Source organism: Ensifer sp. CCNWLY38, assembly GCF_037120565.1.
GTDB lineage: Bacteria > Pseudomonadota > Alphaproteobacteria > Rhizobiales > Rhizobiaceae > Ensifer > Ensifer adhaerens_H.
Genome location: NZ_JBBBBO010000001.1, coordinates 699,906 through 721,197, shown reverse-complemented (window position 1 = coordinate 721,197; position 21,292 = coordinate 699,906). Strand labels below are relative to the sequence as shown.

Below are 21,292 nucleotides of genomic sequence, written 5' to 3'. Positions count from 1 at the left end.
CAAGCACCCGTAGCTCAGCTGGATAGAGCACCAGACTACGAATCTGGGGGTCAGGAGTTCGAATCTCTTCGGGTGCGCCATTCTTCTTCAATAGCTTAGGCTAGTCTATATCCCCGTCGTTGCGCGGGGATTTTTGCGTTTTGGGGCCATCCTTTCAGTCAAGCGTGGCGCTGTGCGACGTTGGCGCAGCCGTCGGTCGCGCAGCCGTTCGGCCACGCTTGGTTGCGTGCCGATCGCTTTGGCGGCGGTGCGCGAACGGCCGAGCGATCCCGCTCACTCGGATGACGGCCCGAGTTTCTTTATATGACGCAGCGCCACCGCTGCGAGGACCGCAAGGATGGTCACGGCGATCGCGCTGCGGATGGCTGCGCTGCTGAGGCCTGCCGTAAGGGCGGCCCGCGCATTCTCGATGAGGCCCGCCGGCAGTTCCGTCAGCACCGCCAGCGCGCCCCACAGACTGCCGCTGAAAGCCGCGTCGGCTGCGGCGCCGAGGTCATCGGGAGTGCTGAGAGCAACCGAATGGCGGTAGATCGCCGTCGAGATGCTGCCGAGCACTGCGACGCCGAGCGAAATGCCGAGATCCTGCATGGATTCGGTCATGGCCGAGGCGGAGCCTGCCTTCTCGGGCGGTGCGGAGCCGACGACGAGGTCGGTGCGGAGCCGACGACGAGGTCGGTGCCGACTTCGCACATGAGACGTTGCTCGTCGACGAGCATCGTCATTTGCGGATGACCGTCTACTTCGAGGGCTAGGGGCCTTGCCCACAGTCACGACGATTTTTGCCAGTGCGACATATTCGCCGCACGGAGCGTGGGGGCAATTGTTCAATGCTCCGAAGTGGTTACGTGACAAAGAATATATATTAGTATAATGTTATCTTCATAGGTCGTGGAGGCGCCGAACCCGTCTCGGAGCCTTTGGGGGATAGTGACTCCGGATCACAAAAAGGCGGAAGCGCCTTCACGAACTTTTGACGCCTGTGTCTGAGAATTGGCCCAATGACTTCCTATATTCAGGAAGATACCGCGGCCACTGAAGGAAAGGAGGTGCCGGATGTATCGCTATATGATGAAAGAACTGCTGGTGATCGTAGCTGGCCTTTCGATATGTGCCTTCACGATCCTGTTCTTCCTGGTTAACTCGACGCCCAATCTCTGACGGAACCAAGCGACGTTCCGCGAGCGTTGGCGTCACCGCCGGTGCGCCAGTATGTCCAGAGTGCGCCGATCCTTCTCTCCCTCGAAATAGTGCTCAAGCGCCTGTTGGAACAGGCGCCCGCCTTCGTCGGCCTCGGCAAACAAGGTCATCGATGACCGGAACTTCACGTCGTCGGGGCTCGAGAATATGTCGTGTGCCGATTTCCCTAAAACCGAATTGACCAGTTCGGTGCATTGCCGAAGCCGCAGCCCCAGCAGCGGATGGGCGAGATAGGCCCGCGCTTCGTCGAGCCCACAGATCGCATAGCGCTCTGCCATCGGCGAGTGGCCGAGGCCGGCGATCTGCGGGAAGACGAACCACATCCAGTGCGTCCGTTTGCGGCCGTCGCTGAGCTCGTCCAGAACCGCGGCATAGACACGGTCCTGGGCTTCGACGAAACGTTTGAGCTCGAAGGGATCAGCCATTGCCGCGTCTCCTTGCCCACGCCTGCAGCGGTGGCGTCAGTTACCAGCGATGATGAACATGAACCTTCACCAGCCGTTCGTAAACTGCGGTGATGGCCGCCTTGGTCTGCTCGTCGATGGCTGAGAGTGCGCTGGCCGCGGCGTTGGATTTCGCTTGCGCCTCGTTGCGGGCGCCGGGGATGACCACCGAGACGGCCTGCTGCTCGAGGATCCAGCGTAGCGCGAACTGTGCCATCGGCACGCCTCCGGGCACCAGCGGACGAAGCTGCTCGACGGCTTCCAGCGCGGCTTCGAACGGCACGCCGGCAAAGGTCTCGCCGACGTCAAAGGCTTCGCCGTGCCGGTTGAAGTTGCGGTGATCGTCAGCGGCAAAGGCGGTTTCCCGGGTGATCTTGCCGGAGAGCAGACCGGAGGCGAGCGGCACGCGTACGATGACGCCGACATTCTTCTTCTGAGCCTCCGCAAAGAACAGCTCGTGCGGGCGCTGGCGGAGGATGTTGTAGATGATCTGCACGGTCGCAACGCCGGGATATTCGATCGCCTTCAGCGCTTCCTCGACCTTTTCGACCGACACGCCGTAGTGCCGGATCTTGCCCTTGGCGACGAGCCGGTCCAGCGCACCGAACAGCTCCGGACGATAGTAGACCTCGGTCGGAGGGCAGTGCAGCTGTACGAGATCGAGCGTCTCGACGCCGAGATTGGCGAGGCTGCGGTCGATGAAGGCCTCGATGTTCTCGCCCGTGTAACCCTCGGCGACATGCGGGCTGAGCCGGCGGCCGGCCTTGGTCGCGACGAAGGGCTTGTCGCCGCCGCGCTCCTTCAACACCGCCGCGATAATCTTTTCGGACCGGCCATCGCCATAGACGTCGGCCGTGTCGACAAAGGTGACGCCGGCATCAAGTGCGGCATTGAGTGCACGCTTGCCGTCTGCCTCGCTGACATCGCCCCAGGAGCCTCCGATCTGCCAGGCGCCGAAGCCGATCTCGGAAATGGTGGCGCCGGTCTTGCCAAGAACTCTCGTTTTCATGGTGCTGTCTCCTGTTTTGCGTCGTCGATCATAGGCTGTGTGGAGCGCTTCTATTATGACCGGTCTGATCGAGTAAATTAGAGCGAGATAGAGAGCGGGAAACCGCGCACACTTTTCTCGACAGGCTGCCTGAGAACGCGTTTTCGGGCGGAAGCTGATCGCTTGGGGCGTGGGCGCGCCGGGAGCTAGTCGTCGAGCGAGACTACGGCCTTGCCGCGGCTGATATCGACGACCATGGAAAGAATCGTCTCCGCTTCATCCTTGCGCAGGTCCACGGTCAGGACCGGGCCCTTGTCTGTGAAGCTCTCGCCGGCAATGGTCACGTCGCGGGCGAGGAGCCGCGCCTTGATCAGGGCCATGTCGGAAAAGTCGACTGCGACGGTCGCGCGCACGGTTTCGATCATCTCGATCTTCTCCGCCGCCCTGAGGCAGAGTGCCGCCGTACCGCCATAGGCGCGCATCAGCCCGCCGCTGCCGAGCAGGATACCGCCGAACCAGCGGGTGACCACCACGGCAACCCGGTCGAGCTCCTGGCCGCCAATCGCGGCGAGAATAGGCTTGCCGGCCGTGCCGCTCGGCTCGCCGTCGTCGCTGAAGCGATAGGCCTGGCCGAGGCGCCAGGCCCAGCAATTGTGGTTCGCCGTGGGATCGGAATGGGCGCTCAGGAACTCTTTCGCCGCCTGCTCGTCGGCAACGGGTGCGGCAATCGCCAGGAACCGGCTCTTCTTGACGTCCTGGGTTGCCGTTTCGATGCGCTTGAGGGTGAACATGGCCGCTTCCGTTTCTGAAACGCTGATAACGGATTGCGGGCAAGGGCGCCACCACGGTTTGTACCGCGGCCCAGGCTTGAGTATCGGAGCGGGTCCGAACTTTTCCGGCCCTCATTTCTGTGCTTGTTACAGAAATCCAGTCACGGCGCGTCTGCGCCGTGAGAAGACTCCGTCTGCAGTGGCGCCTTGAAAGGTTCTTTCGCGCCGCCGACGCTGCGCAGCTGGATCTCTGTGACAAGCACAGAGATGAAGAGGAGAGGGCAGCGCCACGACGACCGGGTGAAGCCCCAGCCCTTCATTGCCTCCCCCGCGTTCGGGAGAGGCATTCTTGTCTGTGAGGACGAGTGACGATCAGCCGATCGCCATCAGGCTGGCATTGCCGCCGGCAGCCGCCGTGTTGATCGACGTTGAGACCTCCTCGAGCAGCCAGTTCAGGCAATAGGCGTCGGGGTTCTTGCCGATCTCTTCGGTGGAGGCAGCCTGCACCAGAACCAGCGGGCCAGGCAGGCCCGCAATCGCCTTGCTGACCTCGCGCACCCGGGTGCCGTCGCCTTCGACCAGAGCGCCCGCGAACGGGCCATCCGCCGCCCAGTCCTTCGACCAGGAAAGCCGGGCGGAAACGCTCGCCGGCAGGTCCTTCAACGAGGCCTGCAGGCCGGAGGCAGCGTCGACAACTACGGTGTTGCCCGTGGCAAGCGCAGCACCCAGCTGGTGGTAGAGACCGGTTTCCGTCGCCGGCACCAGCAGGACGCGGCCGCGCGGGTGCAGCGCATAGAGGTTGCGTTCGCCGACCGGGCCCGGAAGCTCCGAAAGCAGGCCGAGGGCCGAGTTGCTGCCGGCGGTGCGGGCAGCTTCGGCTTCCGCCTTGGCACCCTTGCCGTCGAGCCACTTGGCAAAGTCGAGCAGCGCCGGATCGGTATGAACGGAGCTGTGCTGCGGCGGGACCGGGGCGGTGGCCACGAGACGGCCGAGATAGAGCGGACCGCCGGCCTTCGGGCCGGTGCCGGAGAGGCCGCGTCCGCCGAAGGGCTGAACGCCGACAACGGCGCCGATAACGTTGCGGTTGACGTAGAGATTGCCCGCCTTCACCCGCGAGGTGACATGGGCGATCGTCTCGTCGAGGCGCGTGTGCAGGCCGAAGGTCAGGCCGTAGCCGGTGGCGTTGATGTCGTCGATCAGCTGGTCGAGATCGTCGCGGCGGTAACGGATGACGTGCAGCACCGGCCCGAAGACTTCGCGCTTCAGGTCGGAGAGCTTGTCGAGCTCGATGATCGTCGGTGGCACGAAGGTGCCCTGTTCGGTTCCCGAGGCAAGGCCGATCTGTTCGACCTTGCGACCGAGGCCGCGCATGGCATCGATGTGCTTTTCGATGATGCCCTTGGCCTCAGCAGTGATGACCGGGCCGACATCGACCGACAGCCGATCCGTGCGGCCGATCTTCAGCTCATGCAGCGCGCCCTTCAGCATCGAAAGCGTGCGGTCGGCGACGTCTTCCTGCAGGCAGAGAACACGCAGCGCCGAGCAGCGCTGGCCGGCGCTGTCGAAGGCCGAGGCGATGACGTCGCCGACCACCTGTTCGGCAAGCGCCGAGCTGTCGACGATCATGGCGTTCTGGCCGCCGGTTTCGGCAATCAGCGGGATCGGCCGGCCGGCCGGGGACAGCCGGTCGGCAAGCTGCGCCTGGATCAGGCGGGCGACTTCGGTCGAGCCGGTGAACATCACGCCGGCGATTTCCGGGGCTGCGACGAGGGCAGCACCGATGCGGCCGTCGCCGGGCAGAAGCTGCAGGGCGTCGGCGGGGACGCCGGCCTCGTGCAGGATGCGCACGCCTTCAGCGGCGATCAGCGGCGTCTCCTCGGCGGGCTTTGCCAGCACCGGGTTGCCGGCGACGAGGGCCGCGGCAATTTGGCCGGTGAAGATCGCCAGCGGGAAGTTCCACGGGCTGATGCAGACGATGGGCCCAAGCGCCTTGTGGGCCGGGCCGAGGGTGCGACGCGTCTGTTCGGCGTAGTAACGCAGGAAGTCGATCGCTTCACGCACTTCGGCAATGGCGTTCGGCAGCGACTTGCCGGCTTCGCGGGCGATGAGGCCGAGCAGGGTCGGCATGCGTGCCTGCATCAGATCGGCGGCGCGCACCAGGCAAGAAGCACGTTCGGCCGGCGAGACGGCGGCCCAGCTTGCGGCCGCCTTGGCGGCAAGGGTCGCGGCCTGACGGGCATCGGCTTCCGAAGCCTCGGTGACCGAGCCGACCACGTCGCGGTGATCGCCGGGGTTGACGACGGCCCGCGTTTCCCCCGAGGCAGTGCCGGTTGCCAGCTGCGGAACGGCCTTCCAGTCGACGGCCGCACTGGCCTGCAGCGCTGCTGTCAGCGAGGTGAGGCCCGCTTCGTTAGAGAGGTCGAGACCGGCCGAGTTGCGGCGCGTTTCGCCGAAGAGATTGTCAGGCAGAGCGATCTGGTCATGCGGCGCGCCGACGATGGGCATGGCGCGCACGATCTCGACCGGATCGGCAATCAGCTCGTCGACCGAGACCTTCGGATCGGCGATGCGGTTGACGAAGGAGGAGTTCGCACCATTCTCGAGCAGGCGGCGAACGAGATAGGCCAGCAGCGTCTCATGCGTGCCGACGGGCGCGTAGATGCGGCAGGGACGGTCGAGATTGCCCTTGCCGACCACTTCGTCATAGAGCGGCTCGCCCATGCCGTGCAGGCACTGGAACTCGTACTTGCCGACCTTGAAGTCCTTGCCGGCCATTTCGTAGATGGTTGCGAGCGACTGGGCATTGTGGGTGGCAAACTGCGGGAAGATCACGTCGGTTGCGGCCAAGAGCTTCTTGGCGCAGGCGATATAGGAGACGTCGGTGTAGATCTTGCGGGTATAGACCGGGAAGTCTTCGAGACCGTCGAGTTGGGCGCGCTTGATCTCGGCGTCCCAGTAGGCGCCCTTGACGAGGCGAACCATGACGCGGCGCTCGGCGCGGCGGGCAAGGTCGATGATGAAATCGAGCACGTAGGGGCAGCGCTTGCCATAGGCCTGGACGACGAAGCCCATGCCGGCCCAGCCGGCGAGGTCCTTGTCGAGGCAGAGCTCTTCGAGCAGGTCGAGCGAGAGTTCGAGGCGGTCGGCTTCCTCGGCGTCGATGTTGAGGCCGATGTCGTATTTCTTCGCGATGAGAGCGAGCGCCTTCACCTTCGGCAGCAGCTCGCTCATCACGCGCGCGGCCTGGACGCGGGCATAGCGCGGGTGCAGCGCTGAAAGCTTAATCGAGATGCCGGGGCCTTCATAGATGCCGCGGCCGGCGGACGCCTTGCCGATGGCGTGGATCGCCGTCTCGTAGTCGCGGTAGTAGCGCTCCGCGTCGGCAGCCGTCGTCGCCGCTTCGCCGAGCATGTCGTAGGAATAGCGGAAGCCCTTCTGTTCGAGCGCGCGCGAACGGCGCAGCGCCTCGTCGATGGTCTCGCCGGTCACGAACTGTTCGCCCATCATGCGCATCGCCATGTCGACGCCGCGGCGGATGACCGGCTCGCCGCAACGGGCGATGAGACGGGTCAGAGCGGCCGAAAGGCTGCGGTCGTTCACGGTGGCGGTGAGCTTGCCGGTGACGACGAGACCCCAGGTGGCGGCGTTGACGAACAGCGAGCGGCCGCCGCCGATATGCGACTTCCAGTCGCCGTCGGAGATCTTGTCGCGGATCAGCGCGTCGCGCGTTGCGGTATCAGGAATGCGCAGCAGCGCTTCGGCAAGGCACATCAGCGCCACGCCTTCCTGGCTCGACAGCGAATACTCCTGCACCAGACCCTCGACGCCCGAGCCCTTGTGCTTGGCGCGCAGTGCCTCGATCAGCTTGCGTGCGGTCTTGGCCGCTGCCGCGCGGGTCGCGGCGTCAAGCGTTGCGGCTTCGATCAGCGCCGGCAGCGCTTCCGTTTCCGGGCGGCGGTAGGCGGCGGTGATTGCCTGGCGCAGCGTGCTCTGCGGCCGCACCGGCGGGGCGAAATCGGCGAAGGGAGCCTGCGGCGCGCCGGTTTCGGTCGTGGTCTTTTGAAGCGGTGTCTGGCTCATCGAGCGCTATCCTCCGGGAAGCGGTTTGGAGGGCGCGGCGCGCCCCCGATCGTGGGCGGAAAATACGCTTCCTTTCGCCGTACATCCATCCGGCATTTTTTGTCTTTTGCGGAATGTTTCACCGCTGCGGCCGAACATGACCGGAGACAATGCGGATTGTTCGCGATATCACCGGATGATCAGAGATCAGGCTGCCTTGCCGAAATGCTTCTCGCGCGCCATCAGGCACTCGTCGTCGCCGGGCATGCAGGTGCGACAGACGATCGGGCGGATCGCATAGATCTTGCAGCCGACGTGCTCGCCGAGCTTGCCGCCGAGTGCGGAGCAACGATCGTCCTCGCAGCGCATGCCGCCGAGATCGGCCGACACATATTCCGCCGGTATCAGGTCGAGCTCCTCGTCCGTCTCCAGCGAGAAGCGCGGCCAGTCGGCCGAATAGGCGCAGCAGGCGCCGCAGCTCTGGCAATCGAAGATGTCGTCGGAAGCGGAATGGGTCATGCGCCAAACTAGCATGAAGGTCCGCGGTCCGAAATGGCCCTCACGCGATGGTCGCGTCCCGGCGGGCAATCTCGTAGTCTTCCGTATGCACCAGCACGCCATCGTCGGTCACGACGGCGATGCCGTAGGCCGCCGGCTCGTCGACAGACAGAGACGTATCGGGTGTGTCGAAGGGCATCGGCTGCTGGTGCACGGGGCTCTTGAAGATCGAGAAGGGAATGCCGCGGCTGGAGCCGCTGATCGTGCGGTGCACGTGGCCGGCAAAGATATGCCGCACGTTGCCGTGTCGTTTGACAAGCGCGTAGAACTCCGTCTCGTTGGCGAGCCGGATCATGTCCATGCCGGTAAAGCCCGTTCTGTGTGGCGGATGATGCATGAACAGCAGCGCCGGTTTGTCGCCGGCCTCGGCAAGCTGCCGGTCGAGCCAGGCGAGACGTTTGGCACAGAGCACGCCGACATGGCTGGTGGGATAATCATAGGGCGGCGCAAAGAGCGTATCGAGCAGGATGGCACGGCAGTCCGGGAAATCGATCGCCTGCTGCACGAAGCCGTGCTCGTCTGTCGCCGTATTGGCAAAGACATCGAGGAAGACCTCGCGCCGATCGTGGTTGCCGATGGTTATGGCAACCGGCGGCGTGAGTTGATCGATAAGCTGCTTCAGCCGTTCGTAGGAGGTGCGATCGGCGTAGTGGGTGAGGTCGCCGGTGAAAATCACCCGGTCGGCGTCCGCATGGTAACGGTTGACGTGTTCGATGCCATTGGCAAGGCGCTGGTAGGGATCAAGCCCGATGATCGTCGTGCCTTCGGGCACCATGTGTAGGTCGGTAAAGATGATCAGCTTTGTCATGGGATCCAGCGGTGACGTCGTAGGTAGCCCAAGCTGTCGCGCGGCGTGCGACGCGTCAAGCGGCAACTTTGGGGCGACTCTCCGAGAGTCCAGCGGTTTTCCTTGCGACGGCTCTAGGAAAGCGCTAATGCAAACGCATCTGATATATCAGCCATGATCGCCGCTAGGCGACGGCAAGCGAGTTGGAGAAACGGCATGCGGTGGAAGCGCACGATCCAGTTGCTGGACGTTCATTGCGAGGGTGAGATCGGCAAGGTCGCGATCGGCGGCGTGCCGAAGATCCCGGGAACCTCGATCGCCGAGCAGCTCAACCACATCAACACGGTCGATGACAGCCTGCGCCGGTTCCTGTGCCTGGAGCCGCGCTCCGGCTCGATCGGATCGGTCAACCTGCTGGTGCCGCCGAAGCGGCCTGAAGCCGATGCCGGTTTCATCATCCTGCAGGCCGACCAGGCGCATGCCATGTCCGGCTCGAACTCGATCTGCGTCACGACCGCGCTGCTCGAATCCGGCATCATCGAGATGAAGGAGCCGGAGACAGTGGTGATGCTCGACACGGCGTCCGGTCTCGTCAAGGCAACCGCGACCTGCCGCGACGGCCGTTGCGAGAAGGTGAAGCTGACGATGGTCCCGTCCTTCGTGCACGAGCTCGACGTCGAGGTCGATACGCCGAAGTGGGGCAAGATCAAGCTCGATCTCTGCTACGGCGGCATCTTCTACGCACTGGTCGATGTCGGCCAGATCGGCACCACGATCGACAAGCCGAACGCCCGCGAGATCGTCGAAGCGGGCATGATCCTGAAGGATATCGTCAACCGCACCATCCCGGTCGTCCATCCGGAGATCCCGGAAATCAAGGGCGTTGCCTACGTCATGTTCCGCGATGTCGAGGCGGATGGCACGATCCGCACCTGCACGACCATGTGGCCGGGTCGTGTCGACCGTTCGCCCTGCGGCACCGGCAGCTCGGCCAACCTTGCGACGCTGCATGCGCGCGGCAAGGTCAAGGTTGGCGACGTCCTGAAGTCCCGCTCTATCATCGGCTCTGAATTCGAAGTGGGCCTCGAAGGCGTGACGACCGTTGCCGGCCGCGAGGCGATCATCCCGACCATTTCGGGCCGCGGTTGGACCTTCGGCCTGCACCAGGTGGCGCTCGACCCGTTCGATCCGCTGGCCGACGGCTTTGCGCTGACGGATACCTGGGGGCCGCAGGCGGGTGAAATTCGCTAAGCAATTCCAGGAAAAGTGTGCAGCGGTTTTCCGTCCGGATTTGCGAGGTTTCAGGCCAATTCCAGGAAAAGTGCGCAGCGGATTTCCGTCCGGAATTGCGCTGCTTCAAAAAAGAAGCGCGGGCCGAAGATCCCTATGATCTCCGGCCCGCGCGGCCCTTGGGAGGCGTGTTGGATTATTTGATACGGCTGGTCTTGCCGAGCATGGCCGTCTGCAGGGCGTCGCTGCCGGTAAGCTCCGCGAGCTTGCGTTCGGCGAAGGCGTCACCCTCGTTGGCGGCCTTACGGAAGATCGCACGGGCGGCCGGGATATCCTTGGCGGTGCCTTCGCCGTTCTCGAGCATCAGGCCGAGATTGACCATGGCATCGACATTGCCGCGGTCTGCGGCCAGGTGATAAAGCTTGGCAGCCTTGGCGTTGTCTTCCGGCACCAGCTTGCCTTCGTCCAGGATGACCGCGAGGTTGAAGGCGGCGACGTCGTCGCCGGCGAGCGATGCCCGTTCGAACCATTCGATCGCCAGCTTGCCGTTGACCGCCGTGCCCATGCCGTCGCGGTAGGAGACGCCGAGATTATAGGCGCCGAGAATGTTGCCGGCGGCGGCCGCCTTCTGGTTCAGCGCGAATTCGGTTGCCGTGTCGCCCTGTTCACCAACGAGAACAGCATAGTTGGTCATCGCCAGTGCGTGGCCGTGTTCGGCGGCTTCACCGAGAATGCGCAGCGACTGGATCTTCTGGCCGGCCTTGTCGAGCACACGGGCAAGCTGAAATTCGGTGCGAGCGCCGCTCTTCTGGTTATAGGCCTCGCGGCAGGCCGAAAGCGCCACCCCGATCCTGATGTCTTCGGTGGCAACGGCCGGGAAAGTCTGGTTGCGCTGCAGGTCGAAGATGCTGCCCGCTTCGCGGTCGCAGACTTCGGCTGCGGAGAGCTCGGCAGCGCGTGCCGACGGGAGAGCGATCGCGGCCACTGCCAGCAGACTGACGATCGCCAGCAGGAGGGCGTTGATGATGCGGGTGCCGGATGTGCTGCGCTTTTCCATGATGCTCTCCCCTTGTCTTGACGATGAATTTATCGGCGACTTTGGCGGAGGGCTGTTCCGGCGGGAACAGCCCGGTGGCGAAAGCTCTGGCGAAGTGACGGAGGAACATAAAGAGCCGGGCCTTTGAGCCGGCTTGCATCCGGGAACGCCGGGGCTATCTTCGAATGTCGGCAACGCTCAAACGGGAGAGGGGCAATGGAAGATCTGGCAGCGCCAATGCGCAAGATGCTGGTGAGCCGACGCGTTGTCGTCGGTGGCCTGCTGCTGACGGCGGCCGGCGGCGGTGTCGCCACCTCCTGGGCAAGCCCCTCACTTGGCGAGGCAACGGAGGTCCGCGGCGACGTTAGACGGAAGCAGGCGGAAAAGGACGACGCGCTCACGGTCGGTAGCCAGCTCTTCGAGAACGACCGGGTGCGCACGAACGCCGAGAGCTATGCGACCTTGAACCTCGGCACCGATACGCGCGTGCTGCTCGGCGCCGAAACCGAGCTGCTGGTCGACAGCTTCATCGCCGGTCAGGGCGGTACGCTCGAACTCGGAACGGGCCGCATGGTGTTCGATCGGCCCGAGGGCTTGCCCAAGGTCGATGTTGCGGTCCGCACGGCCTTCGGCATGATCGGCGTGCGCGGCACTAAGTTCTTTTGCGGGCCGAGCCGGGCCGCTTTTGCCGTTTTCGTCGAACATGGGAGCGTTTCGGTCGCGCGTGGCGGCGTGACCCGGACCGTCGCTGCAGGGCAGGGGGTGGAGTTTCATCATCGCGGTGACGCCCCGAGCGAGCCCGTCAAATGGGGTGAGCCGCGTATCAGGGAAGCCTATGCCAGCGTCGGGCTAACGCGTTGAGCCGCCGCTATTCCGGACCACAAGCCGCTTCGCGCATTGTGTCCCAGAAACTGGCTTTGCGGCGCTTTACTCCGAAACCGTGAAAAGCTCCATCGTCGAGAAGCCGCGAATTTCGTGGGTGCCGAGCGGGCGAAGCTGCTGCTTGCTCTCCGCCGCTGCAGCAGGCCCAACGCAGATCGCGGTGCCTAGGAACTTGTTCGCCTCCTGAAGCCGCGCCGCCAGATTGATCGCGTCCCCATGGGCGGTGTAGTCGAGCTTGCCGCCGGCGCCGACTTCGCCGACCACCGCCGGTCCGGTCTCGACGCCGATCCGGGTCCGGCCGAAGCTGTTGGCCGCGAACTGCGGACGCCGACGCATCTCTTCCGTCAATGCATGGATCGCTCTGGCGCACGCGATCGCCCTGTCGACGTGTTCCGGCAGGTCCTCGGGCGCGTTGAAAAAGGCGTGCACCGCATCGCCCACCACCTTGTCGACCATGCCGCCGTGCTCGGCCACCAGCGCGTTGACTTCGGCAAAGTAGATGTCGAGCAACGCGATCAGCTCCCGCGGCTTCAGTCTCTGCGACAGGGAGGAAAAGCTCTCGATATCGGTGAAGAGCGCCGTCACCTGCCGTTCCTCGCCGGCCACGCGTGCAAGCCCGGGATTGTCGATATAGCGGGCGACGACCGATTGCGGCAGGTATTGCGAGAATTTCTGCCGTGCTGCCGCTTCGGATCGCCGCACCCGAGCAAATTGCAGGATGCTCGTCACCGCGAGAACCACGGCGAGCGCGACCGAAATGCTGACCGCATCGATAAGCCAGCCACTGGTGTCATAGATGATCGCTGCTGCCGCGACGACGGCGGCGACGGCGATAAGGCCAAGGGCCGCGGATATCAGTGGCCGAAGGCGCGCGGCCGCAAAGGCGATACCACATCCGGCGACGAGGGCCATGGCGGCCTCGGCGAGCGGAAGCCGGCTGTCACGCTTCGGTATGAAGCCGGTCAGGACCGCGTTGGCGATATCCGCGTGGATCTGCACCGAGGGTTCGAGCGGCATCGAGGCGCTGGGCCGTAAGCCCCCGAGGCTCGGCAGGCTGCTGCCGATGAGCACGAGTTTGCCTGCAAAGCGATCCGCCGCCGCCTTGCCGGACAACACGTCGGCGGCGGAAACGGTGCGGGCGGCGAGCCGGTCCGCAGCACTGGCGACGAAGCGCAGGCTGCCGGTTTCGTCGAGCGCGATCAGCCGTCCGTCGATGCGCAGCCAGGCGGGTGCGCCGCCGAGGATCGGCGTGCCGGCGCCGCGCATCAGCCGTGTCGCCTCGATCGCCAGCGTCGGATAGGCGTCGTTGCCGAGGATGGCATAGGCCTGAACCCGGCGGATCCGCGCGTCCTCGTCGCCAACGAGAAACGAAGCGGCCGCCGCCTTCGCCTGGTCCATGAACGCGGCACAGGAGGTTTCGGCGCCGTCGAGGAACCAGAGTTCGGGCGGGGCGAAGGGGCGGCTCAGTGCCAGCGGCGGCACCGGACGTGGCCGCTCCTGGATCGTATCGGCTACCAGAAAGCCGAGAACGATGGGAACGCGTCCAAGCGCGGAGGCGAGGGCGGCATTGCCGTCGCCGGCCGCGTTGCAATCGGCGCTGAAGACGAAGTCGACCGCCACGGCCTTGGCGCCGGCCGTCGCAAGCCGCGACAGAAGATCGGCGGTTGCCGTCCTGTCCCATTCGCCTGACGGGCGCGATTGATGGGCCTGGCGGTCGATGTCGACGACAATGATGTCAGGCGACTGCGGTGCGGGAATCCACTGTGTCAGGCTGTCGAAGAACAGCTCGCGCTGCGTTTCTAATACCGGCTCGGCGAAGAGATAGAGGGCGACGGCAACCAGCAAGCTCGTCAGGAACCCGCCGGCAAGCGGAGTGAAACGCAATTGCCGGCGCGGCTCAGAGGCCATGCGCTCTAGTCCTCCTCCGGATCGGCGATGCTTTGCAGGCGGCCGACCTTGCAGGCGATGATGCCCTCGCTTCTTCTGATCGCGCCGCTTTCCTCCAGCCACTGGATGGCGCGGTTGACCTTTGGCCGGCTGGCGCCGAGCACACCGGCGATGTCCGTCTGGCTCATGGTCAGCCGGAGATTGGCGCTTTCCGGCAGCTCGTTGCCGTGGATCTGGCGGAGCGTGGCCAGGAAGAAGCGCGCGACGCGGGCGTTGAGGTCGTAGAGAGCGATGGTTTCGAGCCGCTCGGTCGTGTCGCGAAGCTGGGCGCAGAGGAAGCGGATGACGGCCTCGGCCGCTTCCGGCCGGTTGGTGACGATGTCGAGGAACGACTTCTTGCCGATCACATACCCTTCCGACGCCGTCATCGCCGTTGCGTCGGCCGACCGCGTCTGGCCGTCGAGCACCGCCATCTCGCCAAAAATTGCACCGGCTTCATGCTGACGCAGCATCAGTTCGCGGCCTTGCGGCGTGATCAGCGACAGCTTGATGCGCCCGGAGATGACGACAATCATGTAATTGCCTTCGTCGCCACGCTGGAAGATTACGGTACCGGCCGGCCACTTCCTGTAGGTCGCGATGTCGGCAAGCTCGGCAACGGCATTCTTGTCGAATTCTTCGAAGATCGGAAACGAGCGCCAGAAAGTCGGGCTCCTGTTGATTTCGTTCATGACATGCCCCCGCGCGGCGTCCCCTGCCGCGCCGAAATTCTTCGCCCAGCCGCCTCGTCCTTGCAATAGAAAAGAACGATGTGCCGACGATGTAGTTCCGTGTTTGTCTGCGGATAAGTCAGAAAGCGCCAAGCTCGAAGGTTGACGATGCCTACTGGTCGTTTCATTTTCTTGAACGATCTGTCGCTCCCGGAGCGGCTAGATGAATTTGAAAATGCTGATACTTCTGTTGCCAACAACCGTTTCTCACAGGAGCCTCGCATGCCTCAGAATGTTGTCGTCCTCATCGGACGCGTTCTTCTCTCTATCATGTTCATCATGTCCGGTTTCAGCAAGCTGATGGATCCGTCGGGCACGGCCCAGATGATCACCGGCGCTGGCTGGCCGGCACCGACCGCACTCGCTTACCTTGCCGGCCTCTTCGAACTCGTCGCCGGTCTCGCCGTTCTCGTCGGCTTCCAGACGAAGATTGCCGCCTATCTGCTTGCGGCGTTCAGCCTTGTCACCGCTTTCGCCTTTCACAGCGGCGCGATCAACATCCCGAACTTCCCGCCGGAAGCCAACGGCCTGCTGACCGTCTTCAACGGCCTGATGATGATGAAGAATATCGCGATCGCCGGTGGTTTCCTCGTGCTCGCCGTCTTCGGCCCCGGCGCTCTGTCGGTCGATAAGCGCGGCGCCTGAGACCGAACATGCCGTGCGTTGGGATCAACGCACAAGGCATACTCTGGTTTACCGCAGTAACATCAAGCCCGCCGCTCGTTCGGCGGGCTTCTTGCATTTCAGGGATAAATCACGCCCTTGCGCAGGATGACGTTGCCGTAGAGCCTGGGTTCGCTCGTCTGGACGACCGTGTGGGCGGCTCTTACGCGCGGGTAAAAATCCGCTCCGAGCAAGGGCACGACACGGCGGCCGGGCTCGTGCCGGGCGCAACACGCGACGATTTCCTGATGCACCGGATCAAGCGCATCCCTGTCCTGTTTGACGGTGGCGCGGAAGATCGCCTCGGGCACGAAATCGTCGATTGGCAAAACGCTGAAGATGGCGTCGAGCACCGGGATCAGCGGGTGCCCGTCGAGCCGGACGAGACGGCGCGCATGTTCCTGGCCCGGATAGTTGCCGTCGACCAGCGCGATCTCGTCGCCGTGTCCCATCACCCGGAGCGTTGCAAGCAGCTCGGGACTGAGGATCGGGTTTAGTCCTTTCAGCATCAGCCGAGCTCCTTGAAAAGGACATTGGTGTCGAGCAGGTAGCGGGAGAAGAGCGGCAGGCTGGCGCCGCCGATGGCGCGCGCGTCGCTACCGACCAGGCCTTCCACCAGCTCAGGGATGGTCACGCCCTGGAGGTCGAGCTCGTAGAGCGCCCTGCGCGTGGCGGCGAGCAACCGGGCGCGGACCCAGGGTGGGAAGCCGCCGTCGATGACAACGGCCGAGAAGTCGACGATCGATACCGCTGATACCACCGCCTGGGCAAGAGCCGCGCCACAGTCGTCGATCCAGATGTCGAGCGGTTCGCCGAAGTCGATCCAGTCGTCAGCCGAGTACCAGAGCGGCCGCGGGTCGATGCCGCGTTCGCGCAGCAGATTTTCGAGTACGAAGACCGAGGCGATCTTGAGGAGCTGGATGGTCTTGCCGTCCTTGCCTGAAACCGGCAGGGGGCCGATGGCGCCCGCCGTTCCGGTACGTCCGGAGAAGAGCGCTGAGTTCAGGACGACGCCGCCGCCGATGAACGAGCCGATATAGAAATAGACGAAGTCCGGATAGATGGCGCCGACGCCGAAGGCGAGCTCGGCGCCGCAGGCGCTGGTGCCGTCGTTCTGCAGGAAGACCGGATAGGTGGTGCGGGATGAGACTGCTGCCTGCAGATCGATGTCGCGCCACTTGTTCATTTCTTCCCGCGGCGCGCCCACTTCCTCCGCCCAGTTCCAGAGTTCGAAGGGCGTGGCGATGCCGATGCCGGCGATCCGCTTGCGCTGATCGGGGTTGAGCTGCTGTTCGAGCTTCGCCATGCCTGAAATGATGAAATCGACCAGATCGCCTGGCAGCGGATAGGCATGCACATGATGCAGATGCAGCCGGATGGTGCCGACGAAATCCATCAGCACGAGATCGGCGCTGCGCCGGCCGATCTTCACGCCGAAGGAAAAGACCGCGTCCGGATTGAGCCGCATCGGCGTCGATGGTTGCCCGACCTTGCCGCGAACGGGATCGCCCTTGACCAGCAGGCCGTCGCTTTCCAGCGCCCGCATGATCACCGATACGGTCTGCGCCGAAAGGCCGGAACGCCGGGCGATATCGGCTTTGGAGAGGCCACCGTGACGCCTGACCAACGACATGACCAGGCGCTCGTTATAGGCGCGCACGCGCGTCTGGTTGGCGCCGCCGCTCGGGTCGATGACCTCAGGTTGCGTCGGTCCCCGATCAGGACCGTCTGTCAGTGACATGCCACCGTCTCCTCCCGTTGGCATAGATCACGCTGGTTTAGAGTCGGATCGGCCCAAAACCATAAACGTGATCGTTTCTCATAAGTTAGAGCGGGATGCGGGCGGAAAACCGCATGCACTTTTCCTCATCCCGCTCTGGTGCCCGCTTGGCGCAGGTCTGTTGTTTCCGCTTGCCGTGGCTCTGTCAATTTGTCTGACGCTCCGCTTCTGCGACGGAGCGTCGTCATCCCAAGAATGACACATCGAAATAATAATTCAATTTGATTTATTTATTGACACCCCGGAATTTTAGTGTTTGTTTTTGTCTCGGAAGCGTCGATTGCAACGAGGAGAATGTTGCTGTCGCGTGGCCTGGGGCGGTCCGCCGGCCCGATTTTCAATCCTTGGGAGGATTTCATGAAGAAGACTGTTCTCTCCGCCGCTTTCGGCGCGCTGGCGCTTGGTGTCGCTTTCGCCGCGCCGGCACAGGCTGCTGATGTCGGCGCCTGCCTGATAACCAAGACCGACACCAACCCCTTCTTCGTCAAGATGAAGGAGGGTGCGACCGCCAAGGCGCAGGAACTCGGCGTGACGCTGAAGGCCTATGCCGGCAAGATCGACGGCGACCACGACAGCCAGGTGGCTGCGATCGAATCCTGCATCGCCGACGGCGCCAAGGGCATCCTGATTGCTGCCTCCGATACCAAGGCAATCGTCGACCAGGTGAAGAAGGCGCAGGAAGCCGGTCTTCTGGTGATCGCTCTCGACACGCCGCTTGATCCCGCCACAGCCGCCGACGCCACGTTCGCAACCGACAACCTGCTCGCCGGCAAGCTGATCGGCCAATGGGCCGCCGCTACGATGGGCGAGAATGCGAAGACCGCAAAGATCGGCTTCCTCGACCTCACCCCTTCGCAGCCGACGGTCGACGTCCTGCGTGACCAGGGCTTCATGATCGGTTTCGGCATCGACCCGAAGGACCCGAACAAGATCGGTGACGAGGATGACCCGCGCATCGTCGGCCACGACGTGACCAACGGCAACGAAGAAGGTGGCCGCACGGCGATGGAAAACCTTCTGCAGAAGGATCCCGATATCAACGTGATCCACACCATCAACGAGCCGGCCGCCGTCGGCGCCTATCAGGCGCTCAAAGCCGTCGGCAAGGAGAAGGACGTGCTGATCGTGTCGGTCGACGGCGGTTGCCCGGGCGTCAAGTCGGTGGCCGAAGGTGTTATCGGCGCGACTTCGCAGCAGTATCCGCTGATGATGGCCGCACTCGGCATCGAGGCGATCAAGAAGTTCGCCGACAGCGGCGAAAAGCCGAAGCCGACCGAAGGCAAGGACTTCTTCGACACCGGCGTTTCGCTCGTTACCGACAAGCCGGCTGCAGGCGTCGAATCGATCGACGTCAAGGTCGGCACGGAGAAGTGCTGGGGCTGATCGCCTCCGCTCTTCGATCGCATGAGGCAGTAACGGAAGGGCGGCCCCGGCCGCCCTTCGCGTAAGCGCCGATGTCTTTGACAAGGCGACGGAAACCGCGCAGCTTCTTTAGTGAGTGCTGATGCCCGCCCGATGGTGGGCGGGCTGTGCACCAGATTGCATCGCAACCCCTTGGGAGTGGGGTTCACCGGAGGAAGGTCCATGGGCGAGCCCAATACAGCCGCACAGCCATCCCAGGAATTCGAAAAAGTCCTGGTCAACAGTTCGACGCAGGTCGCGTCGTTCGATACGCATGACAAGACCGCGATCCAGAAGATCCAGCATTTCCTGCACTCGACGCCGGCGGCCGTGCCGTTCATCGTGCTCGTTGCAGCGATCCTGATCTTCGGTGTGGCGATCGGCGGAAAGTTCTTCTCGTCCTATACGCTGACGCTGATCCTTCAGCAGATCGCCATCGTCGGCATCCTGGGGGCCGCGCAGACATTGGTGATCCTGACGGCCGGCATCGACCTTTCGATCGGCGTGATCATGGTGCTTTCGGCGGTGATCATGGGCAATTGCGCCGTGACCTATGGCCTTCCGGCGCCCATTGCGATCTTCATCGGTTTCGTCGTCGGCGGCGCCTGTGGCTTCCTCAACGGTTTCCTCGTCTCCAGGGTCAAGCTGCCGCCGTTCATCGTGACGCTCGGCACCTGGTACGTCATCATGTCGACGAACTTCATTTACTCGGCCAATGCGACGATCCGCGAGGCCGATGTGACGGCGGTCACCCCGATGCTTCACCTCTTCGGCGTCAGCTTCAAGGTGGGGCCCGCAGTCTTCACGCTCGGCGTGGTGATGATGGCGGTGCTGGTCTTCGGCCTCTGGTATGCGCTCAATCACACGGCCTGGGGACGACACCTTTATGCCGTGGGTGACGATCCGGAGGCCGCCAAGCTTTCCGGTATCCGCACCAGCCGCGTGCTGCTCAGCGCCTATACGCTGGCGGGTCTGATCGCAGCGCTCGCCGCCTGGGTTTCAATCGGCCGCAACGGCTCGATCTCGCCTTCGGCAGCCGTCACCGACTACAATCTGCAGGCCATCACAGCAGCCGTGATCGGTGGCATCTCACTCTTCGGCGGACGCGGATCGATCCTTGGAACCCTGATCGGCGCGATGATCGTCGGCGTGGTCTCGATGGGTCTCAATATGCTGGGCGCCGATCCGCAGTGGAAAGTCTTCCTCACCGGCGTTTTGATCATCACCGCCGTCGCAATCGACCAATGGATCAGAAAGGTAGCAGGCTGATGGCTCAGGAACCCATTCTCACCGCACGCGGCCTGGTCAAGCGTTACGGCCGGGTCACGGCGCTGGATCATGCCGATTTCGACCTCTACCCGGGCGAGATCCTGGCCGTCATCGGCGACAACGGCGCCGGCAAGTCCTCGATGATCAAGGCGATCTCCGGCGCCGTCACGCCTGATGAAGGCGAAATCCGGCTCGAGGGCCAGCCGATCCACTTCCGTTCGCCGATGGAGGCGCGCACCGCCGGCATCGAGACCGTCTACCAGAACCTGGCGCTGTCGCCGGCGCTATCGATCGCCGACAACATGTTTCTCGGTCGCGAAATCCGTAAACCCGGCATCATGGGCAAGCTCTTCCGCACGCTCGACCGCGCGGAGATGGAGAAGCGGGCACGGGCAAAGCTGTCAGAGCTCGGCCTGATGACCATCCAGAACATCAATCAGGCGGTGGAAACCCTTTCGGGCGGCCAGCGCCAGGGCGTGGCCGTGGCGCGGGCTGCAGCCTTCGGCTCCAAGGTGGTGATCATGGATGAGCCGACCGCAGCACTTGGTGTCAAGGAAAGCCGGCGGGTGCTGGAATTGATCCTCGACGTGCGCTCGCGCGGCCTGCCGATCGTGCTCATCTCGCACAACATGCCGCACGTGTTCGAGGTGGCCGACCGCATTCATATCCATCGGCTTGGCAAACGGCTATGCGTCATCAACCCGAAGGAGCACACGATGTCGGATGCTGTCGCCTTCATGACCGGGGCGAAGGAGCCGCCGCGCGAAGCGCTCGCGGCATGAACGTCGAGCCGATCGCAAACGAAATCCTGAGACGGGCGGCTGGTGCTGCCCGTTTCGTCGTCGCCATTGCCGGCCCTCCGGGTTCCGGCAAGTCGACGTTGTCGGACGCGCTCGCCGAGACCCTGGTCGCCCGCGGCGAAAAGGCGGCGGTGCTGCCAATGGACGGCTTCCACATGGACAATGCCGTCCTGGAAGAAAAGGGCCTGCTCCCTCGCAAGGGCGCGCCGGAAACGTTTGACGTCAGGGCGTTCCTGTCGACGGTTCAGGCGGTCCGCGCCAATGACGGCGAGGTGCTTGTTCCGGTTTTCGACCGGTCGCGGGAATTGGCGATCGCCTCGGCCCGGATCGTTGCGCCCGAAACACGCATCGTTCTCGTGGAGGGCAACTATCTGCTTCTCGACGAGGACCCCTGGAACAAGCTCGCGGGCGCCTTCGATTTCTCCATCTTCATCAACCCAGGGATCGAGGAACTGGAGCGGCGTCTTTTGAAACGCTGGTACGATCACGGCTATGACGAGGAGGCGGCGAAGCGCAAAGCCCATGGCAACGACATCCCTAACGCGCATCGTGTCGTCGAGCACCAGCGACGCGCAGATCTCGTGCTTGCGGATTTCTGATCGATGGTCGGATTGCGGATTGTCTTCCCGGGCGCATTGGTGTTATCGAGACGCGGTTCCACCACATGAGTAACCGCCCGCCACCCGCACCTGCCGGCTGCAAAGCCGCGCGCGCGGATCGGGCGCGAGCAGAGCGGGATGAGTGTAAGCGGTTTCCGCCTGCATTCCGTTCT

At 63.8% G+C, this 21,292-nt stretch carries 19 protein-coding genes, 1 tRNA gene and 1 pseudogene; 8 read left to right on the top strand and 13 right to left on the bottom strand.

Annotation, left to right across the window (positions count from 1 at the left end; translation table 11 throughout):
- Positions 1 to 3 precede the first annotated feature (3 nt).
- Positions 4 to 80 (top strand) — tRNA-Arg (locus V7S54_RS03530).
- A 193-nt stretch (positions 81 to 273) separates the two neighbouring features.
- Here the strand turns inward: V7S54_RS03530 and V7S54_RS03525 are convergent.
- The 7 genes from V7S54_RS03525 to spdA all read right to left on the bottom strand — a co-directional run bounded on the left by V7S54_RS03525 (position 274) and on the right by spdA (position 8,823).
- Positions 274 to 600: a hypothetical protein gene (locus V7S54_RS03525; RefSeq protein ID WP_065372270.1), complete on the bottom strand. Its 327-nt coding sequence runs from the start codon at positions 598 to 600 to the stop codon at positions 274 to 276.
- A 590-nt stretch (positions 601 to 1,190) separates the two neighbouring features.
- Complete coding sequence (locus V7S54_RS03520; RefSeq protein ID WP_065372271.1) at positions 1,191 to 1,622, bottom strand: DUF1810 domain-containing protein; 432 nt, start codon at positions 1,620 to 1,622, stop codon at positions 1,191 to 1,193.
- Positions 1,623 to 1,662: 40 nt separating this feature from the next.
- A complete protein-coding gene (locus V7S54_RS03515; protein WP_065372272.1) occupies positions 1,663 to 2,649 on the bottom strand; it encodes an aldo/keto reductase in 987 nt (328 codons plus the stop codon).
- 185 nt (positions 2,650 to 2,834) lie between these two features.
- Positions 2,835 to 3,419, bottom strand: coding sequence for an IMPACT family protein (locus tag V7S54_RS03510; protein WP_065372273.1), 585 nt, complete (start codon positions 3,417 to 3,419; stop codon positions 2,835 to 2,837).
- A gap of 351 nt (positions 3,420 to 3,770) precedes the next feature.
- Positions 3,771 to 7,478: a trifunctional transcriptional regulator/proline dehydrogenase/L-glutamate gamma-semialdehyde dehydrogenase gene (gene putA, locus V7S54_RS03505; protein ID WP_065372274.1), complete on the bottom strand. Its 3,708-nt coding sequence runs from the start codon at positions 7,476 to 7,478 to the stop codon at positions 3,771 to 3,773.
- Positions 7,479 to 7,664: 186 nt separating this feature from the next.
- Positions 7,665 to 7,976: a YkgJ family cysteine cluster protein gene (locus tag V7S54_RS03500; protein ID WP_057248253.1), complete on the bottom strand. Its 312-nt coding sequence runs from the start codon at positions 7,974 to 7,976 to the stop codon at positions 7,665 to 7,667.
- A gap of 40 nt (positions 7,977 to 8,016) precedes the next feature.
- Positions 8,017 to 8,823, bottom strand: coding sequence for a 2', 3'cyclic nucleotide phosphodiesterase SpdA (gene spdA / locus V7S54_RS03495; RefSeq protein ID WP_065372275.1), 807 nt, complete (start codon positions 8,821 to 8,823; stop codon positions 8,017 to 8,019).
- 195 nt (positions 8,824 to 9,018) lie between these two features.
- Here spdA and V7S54_RS03490 point away from each other — a divergent pair, with 195 nt between their 5' ends.
- A complete protein-coding gene (locus V7S54_RS03490; RefSeq protein ID WP_065372276.1) occupies positions 9,019 to 10,053 on the top strand; it encodes a proline racemase family protein in 1,035 nt (344 codons plus the stop codon).
- A gap of 175 nt (positions 10,054 to 10,228) precedes the next feature.
- Here the strand turns inward: V7S54_RS03490 and V7S54_RS03485 are convergent, their stop codons facing one another.
- Together V7S54_RS03485 and V7S54_RS03480 are read right to left on the bottom strand one after the other, a co-directional pair.
- A complete protein-coding gene (locus V7S54_RS03485) occupies positions 10,229 to 10,567 on the bottom strand; it encodes a tetratricopeptide repeat protein (protein ID WP_327077963.1) in 339 nt (112 codons plus the stop codon).
- Positions 10,544 to 11,089 (bottom strand): annotated as a pseudogene (locus tag V7S54_RS03480) (sel1 repeat family protein); the annotation flags it as partial. The gene V7S54_RS03485 and the pseudogene V7S54_RS03480, both read right to left, overlap by 24 nt.
- A 216-nt stretch (positions 11,090 to 11,305) precedes the next feature.
- Here V7S54_RS03480 and V7S54_RS03475 point away from each other — a divergent pair.
- Positions 11,306 to 11,929, top strand: a complete 624-nt coding sequence (locus V7S54_RS03475; RefSeq protein ID WP_065372450.1) for a FecR family protein — start codon at positions 11,306 to 11,308, stop codon at positions 11,927 to 11,929.
- Between the two features lie 66 nt (positions 11,930 to 11,995).
- On the opposite strand, the gene V7S54_RS03470 is transcribed toward V7S54_RS03475, so the two are convergent.
- Positions 11,996 to 13,858: a CHASE2 domain-containing protein gene (locus tag V7S54_RS03470; protein WP_065372277.1), complete on the bottom strand. Its 1,863-nt coding sequence runs from the start codon at positions 13,856 to 13,858 to the stop codon at positions 11,996 to 11,998.
- A gap of 5 nt (positions 13,859 to 13,863) precedes the next feature.
- The gene (locus tag V7S54_RS03465) at positions 13,864 to 14,568 is read right to left on the bottom strand and encodes a Crp/Fnr family transcriptional regulator (RefSeq protein WP_065372278.1); all 705 of its coding nucleotides are present in this window, start codon (positions 14,566 to 14,568) and stop codon (positions 13,864 to 13,866) included.
- A gap of 261 nt (positions 14,569 to 14,829) precedes the next feature.
- On the opposite strand from V7S54_RS03465, the gene V7S54_RS03460 reads away from it, so the two are divergent.
- A complete protein-coding gene (locus V7S54_RS03460) occupies positions 14,830 to 15,252 on the top strand; it encodes a DoxX family protein (RefSeq protein ID WP_065372279.1) in 423 nt (140 codons plus the stop codon).
- A 98-nt stretch (positions 15,253 to 15,350) separates the two neighbouring features.
- Here V7S54_RS03460 and V7S54_RS03455 read toward each other — a convergent pair whose 3' ends face one another.
- Together V7S54_RS03455 and V7S54_RS03450 are read right to left on the bottom strand one after the other, a co-directional pair.
- Positions 15,351 to 15,779: an RbsD/FucU family protein gene (locus V7S54_RS03455; protein WP_336408047.1), complete on the bottom strand. Its 429-nt coding sequence runs from the start codon at positions 15,777 to 15,779 to the stop codon at positions 15,351 to 15,353.
- Positions 15,779 to 17,011 (bottom strand): ROK family transcriptional regulator, encoded by a 1,233-nt coding sequence (locus V7S54_RS03450; RefSeq protein WP_065372281.1) that lies wholly within the window; start codon positions 17,009 to 17,011, stop codon positions 15,779 to 15,781. The genes V7S54_RS03455 and V7S54_RS03450 overlap by 1 nt, the downstream gene beginning before the upstream one ends.
- Before the next feature lie 396 nt (positions 17,012 to 17,407).
- On the opposite strand from V7S54_RS03450, the gene V7S54_RS03445 reads away from it, so the two are divergent.
- From V7S54_RS03445 to V7S54_RS03430, 4 genes are all read left to right on the top strand, one after another.
- The gene (locus V7S54_RS03445) at positions 17,408 to 18,433 is read left to right on the top strand and encodes a sugar ABC transporter substrate-binding protein (RefSeq protein WP_065372451.1); all 1,026 of its coding nucleotides are present in this window, start codon (positions 17,408 to 17,410) and stop codon (positions 18,431 to 18,433) included.
- Between the two features lie 201 nt (positions 18,434 to 18,634).
- A complete protein-coding gene (locus tag V7S54_RS03440; RefSeq protein ID WP_065372282.1) occupies positions 18,635 to 19,720 on the top strand; it encodes an ABC transporter permease in 1,086 nt (361 codons plus the stop codon).
- Positions 19,720 to 20,502: an ATP-binding cassette domain-containing protein gene (locus V7S54_RS03435; RefSeq protein ID WP_065372283.1), complete on the top strand. Its 783-nt coding sequence runs from the start codon at positions 19,720 to 19,722 to the stop codon at positions 20,500 to 20,502. The genes V7S54_RS03440 and V7S54_RS03435 overlap by 1 nt, the downstream gene beginning before the upstream one ends.
- Positions 20,499 to 21,119, top strand: a complete 621-nt coding sequence (locus tag V7S54_RS03430; RefSeq protein ID WP_065372284.1) for a nucleoside triphosphate hydrolase — start codon at positions 20,499 to 20,501, stop codon at positions 21,117 to 21,119. Before V7S54_RS03435 ends, V7S54_RS03430 begins: the two co-directional genes overlap by 4 nt.
- Positions 21,120 to 21,292: the final 173 nt, after the last annotated feature.

What these genes read in the sequence shown, in the direction of transcription:
- spdA (WP_065372275.1), bottom strand. Translation starts at nt 8,823, where the DNA reads ATGACAAAGCTGATCATCTTTACCGACCTACACATGGTGCCCGAAGGC.
- V7S54_RS03520 (WP_065372271.1), bottom strand. Translation starts at nt 1,622, where the DNA reads ATGGCTGATCCCTTCGAGCTCAAACGTTTCGTCGAAGCCCAGGACCGT.
- V7S54_RS03470 (WP_065372277.1), bottom strand. Translation starts at nt 13,858, where the DNA reads ATGGCCTCTGAGCCGCGCCGGCAATTGCGTTTCACTCCGCTTGCCGGC.
- V7S54_RS03440 (WP_065372282.1), top strand. Translation starts at nt 18,635, where the DNA reads ATGGGCGAGCCCAATACAGCCGCACAGCCATCCCAGGAATTCGAAAAA.
- V7S54_RS03450 (WP_065372281.1), bottom strand. Translation starts at nt 17,011, where the DNA reads ATGTCACTGACAGACGGTCCTGATCGGGGACCGACGCAACCTGAGGTC.
- V7S54_RS03465 (WP_065372278.1), bottom strand. Translation starts at nt 14,568, where the DNA reads ATGAACGAAATCAACAGGAGCCCGACTTTCTGGCGCTCGTTTCCGATC.
- V7S54_RS03445 (WP_065372451.1), top strand. Translation starts at nt 17,408, where the DNA reads ATGAAGAAGACTGTTCTCTCCGCCGCTTTCGGCGCGCTGGCGCTTGGT.
- V7S54_RS03455 (WP_336408047.1), bottom strand. Translation starts at nt 15,779, where the DNA reads ATGCTGAAAGGACTAAACCCGATCCTCAGTCCCGAGCTGCTTGCAACG.
- putA (WP_065372274.1), bottom strand. Translation starts at nt 7,478, where the DNA reads ATGAGCCAGACACCGCTTCAAAAGACCACGACCGAAACCGGCGCGCCG.
- V7S54_RS03430 (WP_065372284.1), top strand. Translation starts at nt 20,499, where the DNA reads ATGAACGTCGAGCCGATCGCAAACGAAATCCTGAGACGGGCGGCTGGT.
- V7S54_RS03435 (WP_065372283.1), top strand. Translation starts at nt 19,720, where the DNA reads ATGGCTCAGGAACCCATTCTCACCGCACGCGGCCTGGTCAAGCGTTAC.
- V7S54_RS03475 (WP_065372450.1), top strand. Translation starts at nt 11,306, where the DNA reads ATGCGCAAGATGCTGGTGAGCCGACGCGTTGTCGTCGGTGGCCTGCTG.
- V7S54_RS03460 (WP_065372279.1), top strand. Translation starts at nt 14,830, where the DNA reads ATGCCTCAGAATGTTGTCGTCCTCATCGGACGCGTTCTTCTCTCTATC.
- V7S54_RS03500 (WP_057248253.1), bottom strand. Translation starts at nt 7,976, where the DNA reads ATGACCCATTCCGCTTCCGACGACATCTTCGATTGCCAGAGCTGCGGC.
- V7S54_RS03490 (WP_065372276.1), top strand. Translation starts at nt 9,019, where the DNA reads ATGCGGTGGAAGCGCACGATCCAGTTGCTGGACGTTCATTGCGAGGGT.
- V7S54_RS03510 (WP_065372273.1), bottom strand. Translation starts at nt 3,419, where the DNA reads ATGTTCACCCTCAAGCGCATCGAAACGGCAACCCAGGACGTCAAGAAG.
- V7S54_RS03525 (WP_065372270.1), bottom strand. Translation starts at nt 600, where the DNA reads ATGACCGAATCCATGCAGGATCTCGGCATTTCGCTCGGCGTCGCAGTG.
- V7S54_RS03515 (WP_065372272.1), bottom strand. Translation starts at nt 2,649, where the DNA reads ATGAAAACGAGAGTTCTTGGCAAGACCGGCGCCACCATTTCCGAGATC.